Annotated in this window: 13 protein-coding genes and 1 pseudogene; 3 read left to right on the forward strand and 11 right to left on the reverse strand. The window is 61.4% G+C overall.

The annotated features are described in order from the left end of the window. Positions 1 to 55: 55 nt before the first annotated feature. Positions 56 to 394 (forward strand): annotated as a pseudogene (locus tag CHEJ32_RS28025) (IS630 family transposase); the annotation flags it as partial. Here CHEJ32_RS28025 and CHEJ32_RS0106750 read toward each other — a convergent pair. From CHEJ32_RS0106750 to CHEJ32_RS0106760, 3 genes are all read right to left on the reverse strand, one after another. Then, on the reverse strand, positions 337 to 1,314 hold the full coding sequence (locus CHEJ32_RS0106750; RefSeq protein WP_028033175.1) for a hypothetical protein: 978 nt from the start codon (positions 1,312 to 1,314) through the stop codon (positions 337 to 339). The pseudogene CHEJ32_RS28025 and the gene CHEJ32_RS0106750 overlap by 58 nt on opposite strands. Before the next feature lie 83 nt (positions 1,315 to 1,397). Beyond that, positions 1,398 to 2,648: a DUF459 domain-containing protein gene (locus CHEJ32_RS0106755; protein WP_051469530.1), complete on the reverse strand. Its 1,251-nt coding sequence runs from the start codon at positions 2,646 to 2,648 to the stop codon at positions 1,398 to 1,400. Positions 2,649 to 2,658: 10 nt separating this feature from the next. Continuing rightward, positions 2,659 to 3,882: a lytic murein transglycosylase gene (locus CHEJ32_RS0106760; RefSeq protein WP_028033177.1), complete on the reverse strand. Its 1,224-nt coding sequence runs from the start codon at positions 3,880 to 3,882 to the stop codon at positions 2,659 to 2,661. A 198-nt stretch (positions 3,883 to 4,080) separates the two neighbouring features. On the opposite strand from CHEJ32_RS0106760, the gene galU reads away from it, so the two are divergent. Then, positions 4,081 to 4,965 carry a UTP--glucose-1-phosphate uridylyltransferase GalU gene (gene galU / locus CHEJ32_RS0106765; protein ID WP_028033178.1) on the forward strand — a complete coding sequence of 295 codons (885 nt, stop codon included), beginning with the start codon at positions 4,081 to 4,083 and terminating at the stop codon, positions 4,963 to 4,965. Between the two features lie 109 nt (positions 4,966 to 5,074). Here the strand turns inward: galU and CHEJ32_RS0106770 are convergent, their stop codons facing one another. After that, on the reverse strand, positions 5,075 to 6,592 hold the full coding sequence (locus CHEJ32_RS0106770; RefSeq protein ID WP_245261004.1) for an outer membrane beta-barrel protein: 1,518 nt from the start codon (positions 6,590 to 6,592) through the stop codon (positions 5,075 to 5,077). A gap of 185 nt (positions 6,593 to 6,777) precedes the next feature. Between CHEJ32_RS0106770 and CHEJ32_RS0106775 the strand changes: the two genes are divergently transcribed. Continuing rightward, on the forward strand, positions 6,778 to 7,773 hold the full coding sequence (locus CHEJ32_RS0106775) for an SIS domain-containing protein (protein WP_034657985.1): 996 nt from the start codon (positions 6,778 to 6,780) through the stop codon (positions 7,771 to 7,773). 1 nt (position 7,774) lies between these two features. Here CHEJ32_RS0106775 and CHEJ32_RS0106780 read toward each other — a convergent pair whose 3' ends face one another. The 7 genes from CHEJ32_RS0106780 to CHEJ32_RS0106810 all read right to left on the reverse strand — a co-directional run bounded on the left by CHEJ32_RS0106780 (position 7,775) and on the right by CHEJ32_RS0106810 (position 15,332). After that, the gene (locus CHEJ32_RS0106780) at positions 7,775 to 8,236 is read right to left on the reverse strand and encodes an NfeD family protein (protein ID WP_028033181.1); all 462 of its coding nucleotides are present in this window, start codon (positions 8,234 to 8,236) and stop codon (positions 7,775 to 7,777) included. 12 nt (positions 8,237 to 8,248) lie between these two features. Beyond that, positions 8,249 to 9,211, reverse strand: coding sequence for an SPFH domain-containing protein (locus CHEJ32_RS0106785; RefSeq protein ID WP_028033182.1), 963 nt, complete (start codon positions 9,209 to 9,211; stop codon positions 8,249 to 8,251). Between the two features lie 250 nt (positions 9,212 to 9,461). Beyond that, the gene (gene hemH / locus CHEJ32_RS0106790; protein ID WP_371179791.1) at positions 9,462 to 10,454 is read right to left on the reverse strand and encodes a ferrochelatase; all 993 of its coding nucleotides are present in this window, start codon (positions 10,452 to 10,454) and stop codon (positions 9,462 to 9,464) included. Positions 10,455 to 10,718: 264 nt separating this feature from the next. Continuing rightward, the gene (locus CHEJ32_RS0106795) at positions 10,719 to 11,117 is read right to left on the reverse strand and encodes a DUF2306 domain-containing protein (RefSeq protein WP_028033184.1); all 399 of its coding nucleotides are present in this window, start codon (positions 11,115 to 11,117) and stop codon (positions 10,719 to 10,721) included. 77 nt (positions 11,118 to 11,194) lie between these two features. After that, the gene (locus tag CHEJ32_RS0106800; RefSeq protein WP_028033185.1) at positions 11,195 to 13,237 is read right to left on the reverse strand and encodes a 5'-nucleotidase C-terminal domain-containing protein; all 2,043 of its coding nucleotides are present in this window, start codon (positions 13,235 to 13,237) and stop codon (positions 11,195 to 11,197) included. Between the two features lie 213 nt (positions 13,238 to 13,450). Next, positions 13,451 to 13,807: a hypothetical protein gene (locus CHEJ32_RS0106805; RefSeq protein WP_028033186.1), complete on the reverse strand. Its 357-nt coding sequence runs from the start codon at positions 13,805 to 13,807 to the stop codon at positions 13,451 to 13,453. Positions 13,808 to 13,886: 79 nt separating this feature from the next. After that, positions 13,887 to 15,332, reverse strand: a complete 1,446-nt coding sequence (locus CHEJ32_RS0106810; RefSeq protein WP_028033187.1) for a homospermidine synthase — start codon at positions 15,330 to 15,332, stop codon at positions 13,887 to 13,889. Positions 15,333 to 15,408: the final 76 nt, after the last annotated feature.

The raw sequence follows: 15,408 nt of genomic DNA on the forward strand, positions 1-15,408 counted from the left end.
CGCTTTTCCCGGATGTGTGATTCAAGATGCTGGCGGGAGAGGAGGCCAGCATCGGATGGCGCGATCCCTTTCAATTGATCTGCGTGAGCATATTGTGGCAGCGATCGCGGCCGGTGAGAGCTGCCGAAGGGTAGCGGCGCGGTTCGGCGTGCGGTATCCTTGGCGGTGAAGCGGTCTCAGCGTTACCATTCGAGCGGATCTGTTGCGCCCGGCAAGATGGGGGCCGTGGCAAGCACGTGTTGAAACCGAACCGTGCCTTCATCGCGGAGTGGATCAACCAGACGCCGCACCTGCATAGGCTAAGGAAGAGCTGGCAGCGCATGGGGTGGAGGCGCGTCAGGCCGCTCCCAGGCCTTGGCGCTCCCACCAGCTCAGCACCCGCATGGCGCGAAGGGTGATCCACCGCGAGGGTTTTCCCGACCCTTCATTGATGTCGAACCACACCCGACCCGGGAGGCTCCAGTCGAGTGGCCAGGTGCCGTTCTCAAGCCGCCTGGAGCGAACATGATCGATGGCTTCACCGAGCCGTGGATCGGGATCGGCGCCGGTGAACATTGCCGAGGAGCGGAAATAGTCGAGGGCGCGGAGGATATCGTAGCGCCAGCGGTTCGGATGCAGGAATAGGAGAAATCGCTCATCGGCCGGCTCCCCGTTGCTCAAACGGCGGAAGAGGCTCCGCTCGAGTAGATACTTCTCGCCCGATTTGCGCGCCTCCCTGGATTCCGGCGTGCCTCCGGTGGCTTTCTCAAACTCCAAAAGCCCTTCCAGCACGTTGATCGTGCTGTGGAATGACGAGTGGATCGAGCCGTTCGCCCGCTCGCAATTCCAGCCGCCATCGCCCTGACGCTCGCCCACCAGCCTTGCGACGATGGGCGCGACATCGACCCCGAAATAGGCGCCGTCGGCAACGGTCCGGCCGTTGATACACTCTTCGACCTCGCCTTCCCAATAGGGTTGGCCGCCTTCATCCCAGCGCGAATTGGCGCCGATCAACGCAATCGTTCTTTTGGCGCGGTCCGACGCGGGATCGAGACCAAACTCCCGAAGCTGTGTCAGCGAAAAACATGTAGCGGTCCAAGGCTGTCCGCGTTCCCGCCACTCGCGCGGATCGAAATCGGCGGGAACAAAGGAGCCGCCTGCCCACTGCCCGTCCGCGTCCTGACAGGAGAGAAGTCTGGCTCCCCAGCCCTGCGTTTCAACCTTGGCCCGCTCTGCGCGCCATTCGGACGCTGGCGCTTTGAGCAAGTCGCGCATCACTTGCCATCGGATCGATGGGTCAGAATGAAGAAGCCAGTCGATCACCGGGCCAGTCATGGCGGACCTATCGCAGGTCGGGACGATAGATTTCATAATTGTTTCGACCCGACTGCGCTAGCGTCATGTGCGTGGGAGCCGGACTACGGCTCGATGGCCGTCGTCGTTTCGGGCGTGGCAGTCCTTGCGGTTGCGGGCCTGCGCAACAAAAAATTGTCCGCACGGCCCGCTTGCGTGGAAGGTTCCGATCTTGTTGTCCTGGAGGGGCGGCTGGTGGCGCCGAGGAGCTCCGTGCCGCCGTCGAGATCAGGACCTGAAAGGGAGATGGGCTGGGTGCGCCTGAGATCGACCGGCTCACCGATTGCGAGGGCTGGCTGAGCAGCATTGTTCCCTTCCGGGCTCGTGCCGGGGGTGACCGCGGTGCCGAGGACTTTGGCCAAGGGCTTCTCGACATAAAAGGCGATCTTGCGCTTGCCCGCGCCGGTCAGATTAATGCCGTCGCTCCCGCGCAGCCGGACCGGCTGGCCGTTGATGTCGGGGCCAACGGAAGCAAAGGCCCCGTTTTCGTCGACGAAGCCTTCCCATATATCGACGAAGCTGCCGCCGACCGACTCGGCTGTCTTATTATAGATGTCGTTGAAGGCCAGCATGTCGGACGACATCGACTGGGACTTGAAGGGTGGCACACCGGTCCAGACCAGCGGGACGCCGGCGCTCTTGATCTTTTCCGCAAAGGCTTGAACCCGTGCAGTATATTCCTTGCGCCAGGCTTCCGTCTGCGGCCGTTCCGACCGGCCGCCGATGGTCAGCTGCTGCCGGTCGTTGGCCCCTACCATCATGACGACAGCAGCAGGCTTCACCTCATCAAGGATCCCGCCGATCTGGGCGTTCCAGTCGTAATAATCATCGCGTACGAAACCCGAAGACCCGTTGCTGCGATCGACGACACGCACTCCCGGAACCGTGGAATAGGCCGCGTCCAGCCCTTCAGCCAACCCGCTTGCAAGGAAGTCGCCGACGACGAGCACAATGCGCGCATTTTCTTGTTTCTCGATTACTTCCGGAGGAGGGGCAGCCCTTGTTGGTGCACTGCGCGCCACATTGGACCGCTGCCGCGGGGAGCTGCGCGCCGGCGCGGCCTCGCGTTCGCGCGGGGGTGCGACGCGGGGCTCCCGATTGAGAATGCCGATGCCCCGCCGGGGCCGCTGGCCCTGTGGAGGTAGGGCCTGGCGCGGCGGAGGCCCTCCGAAAAGACGCTCGAAAAAACCCTGGCGGCGAATGAGTTCCTGCGCCGAGGCGGGCTCGCCTGGCAGCGTCAGGAGACCCGCGGCCACCAGGCCCAACGCGATGGCCGACCGGAGGAAACGATTGATATGATTTCCGCCTGCGGCCACTGTCTTTTCCTCAGCCACCTCTGAGCACGTTCAGCACTTCCTTGCTGGGGTGCCCGTCCTGCGTCAAGCCCATGCGCGACTGGAAAGCTCTGATCGCCTCACGCGAGGCCTGGCCGATTTTCCCATCGATCTCGCCCTCGTAGTAGCCGAGCGTCCCGAGCCTTTTCTGCAATTCTCTCGCCTCGTCGAAGGAGAGACGCTGGAAGGGACGGTTCCAATCGCGAACAAGACCACCATAACCCGCTATCTGGTCCGCAAGAAGCCCTACGGCAAGGGCATAGGTGTCCGCGTTGTTGTAGCGCTTGAGCACAAAGAAGTTCTTGGTCATCAAGAACGCAGGGCCGGCACGGCCGTCCGGCACCTTGAGCTCGGCATTTCGTGACGCAGCGGGGAAGGCTTTCCCGTTCGCACGCACGACTCCGATCTCGGCCCAGCGGCTAAGTGACATCGAGCCACCGGGGAATTTGCGCCCTTCGGGCAGGACCACTTCGTAACCCCATGTTTCTCCGGAGCGCCACCCGTTTTTGCGTAATAGATTGGCCGCCGAAGCAAGCGCGTCGGGAACGGAGTTCCACACGTCCCGCCGCCCATCGCCATCCATATCGACCGCATAAGCCTGGTAACTTGTAGGGATGAACTGGGTGTGGCCCATGGCGCCCGCCCATGAGCCGGAGAGATGGCGCTCGGTAATGTCGCCGTTCTGGAGGATTTTCAGGGCGGCGATCAATTGCGTGCGGGCGAACTTGGCGCGGCGGTTGTCCGCATAGGCCAGGGTGGCGAGTGCACGGGGGAGATTGTGCAGCATGCGTTCATTCGCCAGTGCCGATCCATAGCTGGTTTCCATGGACCAGATGGCCAGAAGTACATACCGGCTGACGCCGAAATGGCTTTCGATCCTATCGAGCCACGGCTTCCACTGACGCGCCATCTGCCGGCCGGTCGCGATCGTGTGCTCGTTCACCCGATTGTCGAAATATTCCCAGGGCTCGTTGCGAAACTCAGGCTGGAAATTGGCCTTCCGCAGCACCTCCGGGTCAGGCTCCGTCACGCCCCTGAATGCGCGATCATAGATGCTGGCTGATATACCGTTCTCAATGGCTACCCCCCGGAATTGTGCGATCCAGCGCTGAAAGCCTGCGTCAGCAGAGGAAGCTTGGACCCCGGCAAAAAGGAAGGCGGCGGCGATCAAGAACTTCGCACCGGCGAGACTAAATACGGCTCGGTTTGCAAACATTTTTCCAACCTCCATCCGACAATTTAGCGCAAATTATCGCCAGTTGCGGTAAGGAAAGAGTTTACCATATAAGCCGAACGGGGGCCTTGCGGCCGGGAGGCGTTCTTTTTTCCTTATCTTCGCCCCAGGAACCGTTAAAGCGCGGGAAGCATTGTCCGTGGTTTTCGCAACGTCAAGAGATCCTCAAGGAAGCTCCACATGAAGAAGATCCGTAAAGCCGTTTTCCCGGTTGCAGGTCTGGGCACACGGTTCCTGCCGGCCACCAAGGCCCTGCCCAAGGAAATGCTGACGGTCGTAGACAAGCCGGTCATCCAATATGTCGTCGATGAGGCGCGGGAAGCCGGCATCGAGCATTTCATCTTCGTGACCGGGCGCAACAAGACCGCGATCGAGGATCATTTCGACGTGGCGGTCGAGCTTTACGAGACCTTGTCCAGGCGCGGGAAGACCGAGATCCTCGAACGCCTGAAAGCCATGCAGCCCGAACCGGGCCAAACAGGCTATACCCGTCAGCAGGTTCCCCTGGGACTGGGACATGCTGTCTGGTGCGCGCGCGAACTGGTGGGCGACGAGCCGTTCGCACTCCTCCTGCCCGACATGATCATGCGGTCCGAACCGGGCTGCATGAAGCAGATGGTGGAGCTCTATGAAGAAGCGGGTGGAAATATCCTCGCGGTGGAGGAATGCAATCCCGCCGAGACGCATAAATACGGGATCGTAGGGCGTGGCAAGGACCTGCATGGCGGCTTCGAGATAACGTCCATGGTGGAAAAGCCCAAGGCAGACGAGGCCCCATCTAATTTCTATATCAATGGCCGCTATATCCTGCAGCCCGAGATCTTCGCGCTGCTCGAAGATCAGGAGACGGGCGCCGGCGGCGAGATCCAGATTACCGATGCCATGCTTCGGCTGCACGCCGAGCAGCCTTTCTACGCTCATATCTATCGCGGTCGGACCTTCGATTGCGGATCGCCGGAGGGCTTCATCAAGGCGAATATCGCTCTTGCCCTGCAGCAGGAGCAGCTGAAGCCGCAGGTGCTCGGCTTTCTGAAGGATTTTCTAGACGAAGAGGGCTTGGCCTGACGTGAGGACGCCGTGCGTTCTACGGGATGGACGAGGGGCGCTGTAGATCGATCGAGTGATGCATCGTGCTTCCCGAATACCGACTCCGGTTTTCGGGCCGATGCTGGACTCATCGCTGGATGGTCATGCCCATGAAGACGCTGTTCGTTTCGTAGTCGCGGCCGGGCAGGTTACTTGTCTGTCGTTCGTGGCGGGCCCGGCCGGTCAGGCCCACGTAACGGTTTAGCCACCAGGTAAGTGCTGCCTCGCCACTCAGGACAAGGTCGTGCCCGCCGCCTTCATAGTCGCGATAGCTTGCTCCGAAGGCGAGGCTTCCCGTCAGATTGGAGCGCATCTGCCGCTCCAATCTCAGCGCCCCCGTGTGGAGCAGCGATCCGCTCGATCCGGGAGAGGTGCTGCCTTCCACATAGGTTGCCGCATTGAGCGCGACGATCGTGCCGCGCATGGGTGACCACTCCAGGCTCGCGGCCAATGACGGGCCGGATATGCTTTGCAGCCGGTCATCCTCGAAATCCTCGCTGATCCAGCCAGCCGAGATTTCGCCCGAGAGTTTTTCCGTGAGGTCGATCGCCACGCCGGCACGGGCTCCCAGCCTGTTGGCTGAGCGCGCATAGCCAGCGCTGTCGCGTTCCTCGTCATAGAAGCGTCTGCCGGCCTCGACCTCGATGAAGGGCATCAAGGCCGGGGAAATCTCGTAACCGCCGCGCAACCGCACAAGCGCAAGTGTCGAGTTCCTGTCGGATTGGGAGAGCGTTCCGCCGCCGACCAGCTCCGCATCGCCATACTGATTGCGCGAGACCTCGCCGGTGGCACGAAGGCGCAGCGGCCCGACGCCCTTTTCGATGCCGAGCGTGCCGACGATCGTGTGTCTTAGCGGTTGTTCCTCCACCCCGGGAATGCTGACAGGCGAGGATGCGCTTTCGCGCCCAAAGGAATAACCAAGCGATGCGCGGCCCGTCAGGCGATTTGCGAGGTCGAGTTCCAGGTTGGCATTGATATCGCCTTCGGCCTCCTTGACGTCCTCTCCGGAAAGCGAGCGACGAATGGTGGTGGAAGCATCGAGATTGGCGCGATGCAGCGACCAGTCCGAAGCGGCGCGGAGCCGCAAAGTGGTTTCGGACAGAAGCGCTTCGCCGCCCTCGGGACTGTCATTGGCATTCGACGTCCAGGTGAGGCCCTGTTCCACGCTCGGCCTCAGCACGAAAGTGCCGACGCGCAGGCCCAGGGGGGCATAAGGGTTCTCTTCCCGCCTGAAGTCCTGCCCCTCTATGGCAGGCACGCGGGTGTTCTGGCGTCGCGAAAGTTCCGCCTCTTCGACCGTACCAGCCCTTAATGCTCGCGTCGGGAACTCATCCTGGATTTCCTGCTCGCGACGACGCTGGACCGGCGGTTCGATTGGTTGCGTTTCTTCTCCAAACAGCTGCGAGTCGTCATATTCGATGACCAACGCGTCGTCCGGCAGGGCACCGGGACTTATCGGTGTGTAATCAGGCGAGGGAATGCCGGGGTCCTCTGCTTGGGCAACGGTGCGGTTGTCCAGCGTGCCGAGGGTGCCGCGCAGGCTTTCCTGGGCGATCGCCGGCACAACACAAAGCAATGCCCCGGCCGCGCAGCCCAGGTACAGCATCGCCCTTTTTACGCTGAAGCAAACCCCCGACATGGACACCAGAACATTTTGCGGCGCATTCGGGCGCCAAGGTAACCAAAGGGTAAAAGGTTGCGGTTAACACAAGGTTGAAGAGGAGCGCTCTTCAGTAACCTCAGGCCAAACAGCGTTGGACATAGGCGCCTGAAAGGGGTAAGCGGCATCGCATGCTGAGCAGACAGATCAAGAAATTCGACAGTGCGAGCGCCATAGCATCGGCGGCGCGCACGTTGAGCACGGAGCAGGCGGGCCTCACGGCTCTTGCGGAGGCGCTCGACAACGGCCTTTCGGAACCCTTTGCCGAAGCCGTCGAGATGATCGCACGTATATCCGGCCGGGTTATCGTCACCGGCGTCGGCAAGAGCGGGCATATCGGCTCGAAAATCGCCGCCACGCTTGCATCGACCGGCACGCCTGCGTTCTTTGTCCATCCTGTGGAAGCCAATCACGGCGATCTCGGCATGATCGCGCGGGACGATGCGATCATCGCGCTTTCCTGGTCCGGCGAAAGCGCAGAGCTCAAGGGCATTGTCGCCTATGCGCGCAGGTTCTCCATTCCTCTCGTCGCGGTGACTTCCGGCGCCCGTTCGGCGCTTGCGCGGGAATCGAGCGTTGTGCTCTGCCTGCCCAAGGTGCAGGAAGCCTGCCCGCACGGGCTGGCACCGACGACATCAACGCTGCTGCAGCTTGCGATAGGCGACGCGCTGGCGATCGCTCTTCTGGAGGCGCGTGGCTTTACGCCCGATCATTTTCGCACTTTCCATCCGGGAGGCCAGCTCGGCGCCAACCTCACACGCGTCGAGGATATCATGCACACGGGCGAGCGCATGCCGCTGGTCCCCAGCGGCACCGGAATGCGTCAGGCGATCCTGGAGATCTCGCGAAAAGGCTTCGGCTGCGTGGGGATCACGGACGGCGAGGGTGCGCTGATCGGCATCGTCACGGATGGCGACCTGCGCCGTCACATGGACAGTGACATCCTTTCCATGAGCGTGGACGAGGTTATGACGCGCGGGCCCAAGACCATCAAGCCCGATACGCTCGCGGCGGCTGCGCTGCAGATGATCAATTCTTCCGCAATCACGACGCTGATGGTGGTGGAGGCAGGCAAGCCGATCGGCATCATCCATCTGCACGATCTTCTGCGGATCGGGGCAGCGTAGCCTACGCTGCCTCGACCTGCAGTTCTCCGCCCTTGGCTGAGATCACGCGAACGCGCGTACCGGCCGGCAGGTCGGGTCCTGCGACGCGCCAGGTCGTGTCACCTAGCCGAATACGGCCATAACCATCCAGGATCGGTTCCTCGAGAACCGCGGTGCGGCCGACAAGCTGATCCGCCCGCCGGTTGAGAAGAGGTTCGTCCGTCTCCTCGTCGCGGCGCGCGTCCGTTACGCGCTTGCCCACATAGGCGGAAATGAGCGACAGGGCGAGGAAAACGAGCACCTGCACCTGCCAGGTCCAGAGGCTCACGTCCCAAAGCTGCAGCGAAAGCGCTCCCGTGAGAATTGCGGCGATGCCGATCCAGAGCAGGAAGACGCCCGGCAGAACGATCTCCAGGACGAGAAGGACGAAACCGAGGAGCATCCAGTTCCACGGTCCTAGGTCGGAGAGAATGCCCATCAGCATGGAACCGTCAGCCTAGCCGCGCTCGGGGCCGGTTGCCGGCGGACGCGCGGTAGAGGCGCGGGGAGCGGCCGGTCTGGCGGCTTGCGTCCCTTCGCCTGCACCAAACACATCCCGGGCGATGGCGCCGATGCCACCCAGCGTGCCGATCAGCGAGGAAGCTTCAAAGGGCATCAGGACGACCTTGTTGTTGTTGGCGGAGCCGATCTTGGCGAGGGCTTCCGTGTATTTCTGGGCAATGAAGTAGTTCACGGCCTGCACGTCACCCTGCGCGATCGCCTCGGAAACGACCTGCGTGGCGCGCGCTTCGGCTTCTGCCGCGCGTTCGCGGGCTTCCGCGTCGCGGAAAGCGGCTTCACGGCGGCCCTCGGCTTCCAGGATCTGCGCCTGTTTCAGGCCTTCTGCCTCGAGGATCTGGGCGCGCTTGTTGCGCTCGGCCATCATCTGCCTGGCCATCGATTCAACGAGGTTGGCGGGAGGGTTGATGTCCTTGATCTCAACGCGGGTGATCTTGATGCCCCAGGGATGGGCCGCTTCGTCGACGATGCGCAGGAGCCGTTCATTGATCGCGTCGCGGTTCGAAAGTAGCTCGTCGAGATCCATCGAGCCCATCACCGAGCGGATATTGGTCATGGTGAGATTGAGGATGGCATTCTGCAGGCCGGCGACCTGGTAGGCGGCCTGCGGTGCGCTGAGAACCTGATAGAATGCGACGCCATCTACCGCGACGATCGCATTGTCGCGCGTGATGATCTCCTGCGTAGGCACATCCAGGACCTGCTCCATCATGTTCATCTTCGCGCCAATGCGATCGATGAAGGGGACGATGATGTTGAGCCCGGGGGTGAGGGTACGTGTATAACGGCCGAACCGCTCGACGGTGTAGTTATAGCCCTGCGGCACCGTCTTGATGCCGGCGAAGAGAAGAAGAAGAACAAGAACGACAAGAACGGGAATGAGAATATCAAAACCAGACATTGAAAAGGTCTCCAATTCGAAAAGCGCCGCAGGAATGTAGCTTAGCGTTTTAGCCGCCGCGAGGTGGAAAATGTGTGAAGCGGCGTCGGCGGTCGGTTGCCGCGTCGGGCCGAAGCGCGCTGGTCATCACATAGTCAGTCGGCAACGGCCTCAAGTTATCCTTCGAGGTTTGAGTGCACGTTTGGGAGCGCGTTCCGGCCTCGACAGGGCATGATCAAGGCCGACCAGGATGCCCGGGTGCTTGCAGACGTCACGCCCAGCCGGAAAGCTCGCGGCGGACCAGTGCCTCGATTACCGACATTCCCTCGGCGCTGTCGTTTAGGCAGGGAATATGGGTGAAATTCCGGCCGCCGGCCTCGCGGAACGTCTTGTCCGCCTCAACTGCGATCTCCTCGAGTGTCTCGAGGCAGTCGGAGACGAAGCCGGGATTGAGGACGGCGATCGACTTCACTCCCTCGCGCGCAAGCCGCTCCACGGTTTGATCTGTATAGGGCTGCAGCCATTCCTCCGGACCGAAGCGGGACTGGAAAGTGCTTATGAGCTTCTTCTCGTCCCAACCGAGACGTTGCCGTACCAATTCGGTCGTCTGCAGACACTGTTCGTAATACGGGTCGCCGCGTTTGGAGTAACTTTGCGGGATGCCGTGATAGGAAGCGATCACCACTTCCGGCTCGAAATCGATGCTTGCCAGGTGCCGCTCTATGGAATGGGCGAGGGCGTCGATATAGACGGGCTCCTGCGGGTAGGCCGGGACGGTGCGGATCGCCGGCTGAAACCGCATCTTCATCAGCGCTTCGAAGAATTTGTCGTTCACCGTGGCCGTCGTGGTGGCAGAATATTGGGGATATAGCGGGAACATCACGATGCGGTCACACCCGCGTTCGATGAGGTTTTTCGTGACCTCTTGGATCGAAGGATTGCCGTAGCGCATCGCCCAATCGACGATGACGTTCTCCTTATCCGCCAAGGCTGCTGCAAGCTTCTGCCCCTGCAGGCGCGTGAAGGTGCGCAGGGGCGACTCGTTTTGCTCCCGGTTCCAGATCTTTGCGTAGAGAGCACCGGATTTCGAAGGGCGCCGGGAAAGCACGATCCCATAGAGCACCGGGTACCATATGGCGCGCGGCCATTCGATCACCCGCCGGTCGGAAAGGAACTCGCCGAGATAGCGCCGCATCGGCCAGTAGTCCGTACCGTCCGGCGTGCCAAGGTTGACCAGGAGCACTCCAACCCTGCCGGCCCGAATTGAAGAGCTTCCCGCGGTCGAGTGCCCTGAGCCTCGCTTTTCGTGGCGGTCGGTCTTTTCAAGCGTCATCGCGCACTCCTTCGGATCAACCACCGGGAGGTAGATGATTTCGCCATTAAAACAATGCCACTTCTGGCCGCAGCAAGCAAAATGCTGTCGAGGGGTCCTTTCGCCGACAGCTTTGACGCTAGCGTGGGTTTTGTTGGAAGCGCAACCTTACAAAGAGCGAAAAAGGCAGTCTCGGTACAGGATTTACCGAGCGCGTTAACTTCCAAAAACGACTTCGTGCATGATCCTACCCGGCAGGAGGGTGAACAAGCCGGTTAGGATCAGGGCGAGGCCGTAAAGCCTGATCATTCCCGTACGGTGCTCGCGGACGCGATGCTGATGCGCACTCCAGACACCGATGGGGACTGCAACAAGCACGAGGACCGAGAGGAGGTGAATTGGACTCCACTCGCCAAACAAACGCAGCTCGTGAATCCAAAAACTGCTAGCGGCGACAGTCAGCATCAGAAGGCCCCATATATAGCCGGTCAGCCGATGAGATGCCGTGCCCTTCTTCCGAGCCAGTTGAAGTGCGCCGATAAGAATAGCGGCCATCGCGGAAAATGCGTGTATTCTAATCGGCAGAGATGCCTCCAGCAGAGGTTCTAGCGACATCTGCTCCTCCTCTCGCTTCTATTTCCGTTCTTTGTCCTCCGGGAAAAGGCTATGAGATAGATGGGTAGTGTCCGAAGCTATTCAGCCGACGGAACGTTGAGGGTGGCCCCTATGACGAGCCGCCTAGGCCGCAATTGCGGATTGGCTTCGGCGAGCTTCCGCCATTGCATCGGGTCACCATAGAATTCCTGCGCGAGGTCCCAGAGCGTATCGCCCGCGGCGATGACATGTGTGGTGGCAGCCTCTCGGGCTTCAGCCGCGCCGGCATCCGGAGTTGCGGCCGCTGTTTGCGTGCCGGTAGGCGGATTGGCCGGGGCTTCAGCGGCAGGCGGAGTGGCGCCCGCAGCTTCGCCCGAAGCTTCTGCGCCGGCGCTGGGTGCCGTTGGCTCGGCGTTCGCACCGCTCTCGCCCGATGTAGGCGGCTGCTGAGCCGGTTCACTGGGTGCCACGGCTTCGCCCGGCGGCTGTGCCGCGGGCGCTTCGGCCGCCGGTGCTTGTGCCGCAGCTGCGGCGGAAGCCTCGGTTATGCGGCCATCTGTATAGGGCTTGTAGGGGTTGTTGGCCGCCAGATAATCGGCAAGCACCTGTTCGAGCCCGGGGCCGTAATCATAAGCGTTCTGGCCCTTTTCCTTGAAAAGGCTGTAGCCGTCGCCGCCATTGCGCATGAAATTGTTGGTGGCGATTGTATACGTGGCGTTGGCATCGATCGGCGTCCATCCGCCATCCGCCGTCTGCACTTGAACGTCGCTGATCCGGCCTTGACCGGCAGGTGCAGACTTGTCGAGTGTGTATCGCAGGCCGGAAACTTGCGGGAAGCGGCCAGCGCCTTCCTCGATCTGGCTGACGCCGCCTTCGAGCGCTGCGACAACATCCGACCCCTTGAGCTGGAACGTCGCAAGCGTGTTCTGGAAGGGGAGCACTTCCAGCACTTCGCCCATCGTGACCTCGCCGGCATCTATCGAGGCGCGCAGGCCCCCGCCATTGGTGATGGCGAACTGGACGCCCTGGTCCTTGGTGCGGGCGAGCATCGCATCGGCCACCAGATTGCCCATCTGGCACTCACCGGCGCGGCAGGTATCGCGGCTTCCGTCAATCGCGGCAGAGGTTTCCGACACCACCTTGGCTTTCAATTCCTCGATGGGGCCGCCAAGTTCCTTCACCCGTGCCAGGACGGCTTCGTCCGGCTTGACCTTCGCATCGAGCAGCTTCGGCTCGCCGGAAGCCTCCTTGACCACGCCGGAATCGTCGAAGACGACCTTCAGGTCGCCAAGATATTTCGAATAGGAGGCGGCCTGAACCACAGGCACCTTGTAGCCTTCGGGATTGTCCACCATCGTGGGGTAGGGTCCCTCGGCACCTTCGGCGCTGTTGGAGAGCAGGGTGTGGCTATGGCCGCCCACCACCACGTCCACGCCGGGAATCTTGGCGATGGCCTCCAGGTCGCGCGGGTAGCCGACATGGGTGAGGGCGATGATCTTGTTCACGCCCTGGTCCTGCACGGCTTTCACCGCGGCGGTGATGCCTTCGACATCCTCGATGATGGAGACGCTCTCGCCGGGGGAGGAGAGTTCGGCCGTGTCGTTCGCCACGGCGCCGACGATTCCGACCTTCTCACCACCCACGTCGAGGATCACATATTCCTTGACGCGGTCGCCAAGCTTGGATGCTTCCGTGGCCTTCACATTGGAGCCGAGCACGGGGAACTCGACCTTTTCGAGGAAGGCGGCCAGGCCATCCTCGCCATCGTCGAACTCGTGATTGCCGACCACCATGGCGTCGGTCTTCATCAGATTCAGGAACTCGGCTTCCACCGTGCCCTTGTAGGTGGTGTAGAAGAGAGAGCCTTGGAAATTGTCCCCGGCATTGAGCAGGATCACATTCTGCCCCTGGAGCGCATCGCGTGCATCATTGACGGCGGTCACGAGGCGAGCCGCGCCGCCAAAGCACTTCCCCGCCGTCTCATCCTCGTCCGAACAGGTGGATTCGAATGCGTTGATGGACTGGATGCGGCTGTGCCAGTCGTTGAAGTGCAGGATATTCAGGGTGTAGTCGGCGAAAGAAGGCGCGGCGGAAAGCGCCAGGGTCGATGCACCCAGCGCAAGGACAGCAAAGCTCTTCATGTTGGATCTCCCCGGACTGCCATATGGCCGCTTTACCGGTTTATGATGTCGGTTTGGCAACAGTCATCTTGCCGGCATGTTGGCACCGGGTTCGGGGATCGCGCAAGCGAAACTTGCAGACAGGCGCTCATGGACGCACAGGTTGTTAGCCGGCGCATATGACCCTGTGCAGGCCCGGCGGGTGCGCCGGGCGCTGGTGATAGATCCTAGCGATCAGGCGCGGCGGGTGAGAGCGAAGCTCTGGCCCTGAGCGTTGGTGCAGCTGAGCTGGTTCGGAGTTGTCAGCGAGCAGGTCACGTTGGTCTGCGTTTGGCGGATGAGCGAGACCATCGAAATCTCAACTGTCTGCCCGTCGCGGAAACGATAGGTGCCTTGCGACAGCCTGTTGCCAGTGTCGCTTGCTACCGTAGCGAATTGGCCGCCGGAGAAGGTGGAGATGCCGACGCCCTGCGCGTCGACCCACTGCCCTTCAAGGGCCGACTCCGCCGAGCGGGGCATGCCGGCGCAGCCGGAAATGATGAGCGCGGAAGCCAAACCCGTGAGGGTTGCTGCTGAACGAAGTGAAATCATACCCGCCTCCTGTGAAATACGCTTTTCCATTCGCCGTATTTTTGCCGGGAATGCAACCCGTCGCGTACACTGGAGAAGATTACCTCACCATGATGTTGCGGAATTGCCATGGGTCGGTCTCGTCTATGTCCTCGGGGAAGAGACCGGGACGGCCTTCAAGCGGGGTCCAGTCGGTGTAGTATCCCTTGACAGGTCCGAGATAGGGAAGCTGCACTTCGAGACAGCGGCGGTAGTCGACTTCATCGGCCTCGACGATGCCTGCTTGCGGGTTTTCCAGCGCCCAGACCATGCCGGCGAGCACCGCGGAAGTCACCTGCAGGCCCGTCGCGTTCTGGTAAGGCGCAAGTTTCCGTGCCTCTTCAAGGGAAAGCTGCGAGCCGTACCAGTAGGCGTTCTTCGCGTGACCATAGAGGAGCACGCCCAGTTCATCGATTCCGTCGACCAGCTCTTTCTCATCCAGTACGTGCTGAACCGGCTGCGCCTTGCCGCCGGCGCCGAACATTTCGTGCAGCGAGAGAACGGCGTCGTTGCAGGGGTGATAGGCGTAGTTGCAGGTCGGGCGATAGATCACGTCGCCGCTCTCGTCCCGCACCGTGAAGAAGTCCGCGATCGAGATCGCCTCGTTGTGCGTGACGAGAAAGCCATATTGGGGGCCGGGTGTAGGACACCAGGAGCGTACGCGGGTGTTCGCGCCCGGTTGTTCCAGATAGATCCCAGCCTCGCACCCCGTATCGTGTCCGCGGGCATTTTCCGGTATCCATTTTTCATTGGTGCCCCAGCCAAGTTCGGCGGGCTGCAATCCCTCGGCGATGAAGCCTTCAACCGACCAGGTGTTCCAGAAGACGTTGAGCGGCTTTGGTTTCTTCGCACGCTGCGTATCCCGCTCAGCGATATGGATGCCCTTCACGCCAACCTTCTGCATGAGCCCCGCCCAGCCTTCACGGTCGTAGGGGCCGGGCTCTTCGAAATCGAGCATCAGGTCCTGGGCCAGGTGGACGAGAGCCTGCTTGACGAACCAGGAGACCATGCCGGGATTGGCACCACAGGTGGAAACGGCGGTCGTGCCTCCCGGATTCCTGCGCTTCTCCTCCCGGACCGTCTCTCGCAGTGCATAATTGGTGCGGGCTTCATTGCCCACGGAATTGTCGAAATAGAAGCCGAGCCACGGCTCGACCACCGTATCGATATAGAGGACGCCGAGCTCGCGGCAGAGCTTCATCAGGTCAAGCGAGGAGGTGTCGACCGAGAGATTGACGCAGAAGCCCTGGCCTGTGCCTTCGGTGAGCAGCGGGGTGAGGAGCTCGCGATAATTCTCCTTCGTGACATGCTTCTGGATGAAGCGGATGCCGCGTTCATCCAGAAGTTTGCGGTCGGTGTCGACCGGGTCGATCACCACCATGCGGGATTTGTCGAACCGGAAATGGCGTTCAATGAGAGGCAGAGTGCCGCGGCCGATCGAGCCAAAGCCGATCATCACAATGGGACCAGTGATCGTTCCGTGGACGGGCCACTCGCTGTCTGCCATTCGGTAGAACTCCTTGTTCAAGACTTGAAATCTGCTCAAAACACAGATCCGCGTCACAATAAAGAGGGCAGTGGGG

It is taken from the genome of Chelativorans sp. J32, from assembly GCF_000518985.1.
Taxonomy (GTDB): domain Bacteria; phylum Pseudomonadota; class Alphaproteobacteria; order Rhizobiales; family Rhizobiaceae; genus Chelativorans.

What these genes read in the sequence shown, in the direction of transcription:
- CHEJ32_RS0106810 (WP_028033187.1), bottom strand. Translation starts at nt 15,332, where the DNA reads ATGGCAGACAGCGAGTGGCCCGTCCACGGAACGATCACTGGTCCCATT.
- CHEJ32_RS0106795 (WP_028033184.1), bottom strand. Translation starts at nt 11,117, where the DNA reads ATGTCGCTAGAACCTCTGCTGGAGGCATCTCTGCCGATTAGAATACAC.
- CHEJ32_RS0106770 (WP_245261004.1), bottom strand. Translation starts at nt 6,592, where the DNA reads ATGCTGTACCTGGGCTGCGCGGCCGGGGCATTGCTTTGTGTTGTGCCG.
- CHEJ32_RS0106805 (WP_028033186.1), bottom strand. Translation starts at nt 13,807, where the DNA reads ATGATTTCACTTCGTTCAGCAGCAACCCTCACGGGTTTGGCTTCCGCG.
- CHEJ32_RS0106780 (WP_028033181.1), bottom strand. Translation starts at nt 8,236, where the DNA reads ATGCTGATGGGCATTCTCTCCGACCTAGGACCGTGGAACTGGATGCTC.
- CHEJ32_RS0106800 (WP_028033185.1), bottom strand. Translation starts at nt 13,237, where the DNA reads ATGAAGAGCTTTGCTGTCCTTGCGCTGGGTGCATCGACCCTGGCGCTT.
- CHEJ32_RS0106785 (WP_028033182.1), bottom strand. Translation starts at nt 9,211, where the DNA reads ATGTCTGGTTTTGATATTCTCATTCCCGTTCTTGTCGTTCTTGTTCTT.
- CHEJ32_RS0106750 (WP_028033175.1), bottom strand. Translation starts at nt 1,314, where the DNA reads ATGACTGGCCCGGTGATCGACTGGCTTCTTCATTCTGACCCATCGATC.
- CHEJ32_RS0106760 (WP_028033177.1), bottom strand. Translation starts at nt 3,882, where the DNA reads ATGTTTGCAAACCGAGCCGTATTTAGTCTCGCCGGTGCGAAGTTCTTG.
- CHEJ32_RS0106775 (WP_034657985.1), top strand. Translation starts at nt 6,778, where the DNA reads ATGCTGAGCAGACAGATCAAGAAATTCGACAGTGCGAGCGCCATAGCA.
- galU (WP_028033178.1), top strand. Translation starts at nt 4,081, where the DNA reads ATGAAGAAGATCCGTAAAGCCGTTTTCCCGGTTGCAGGTCTGGGCACA.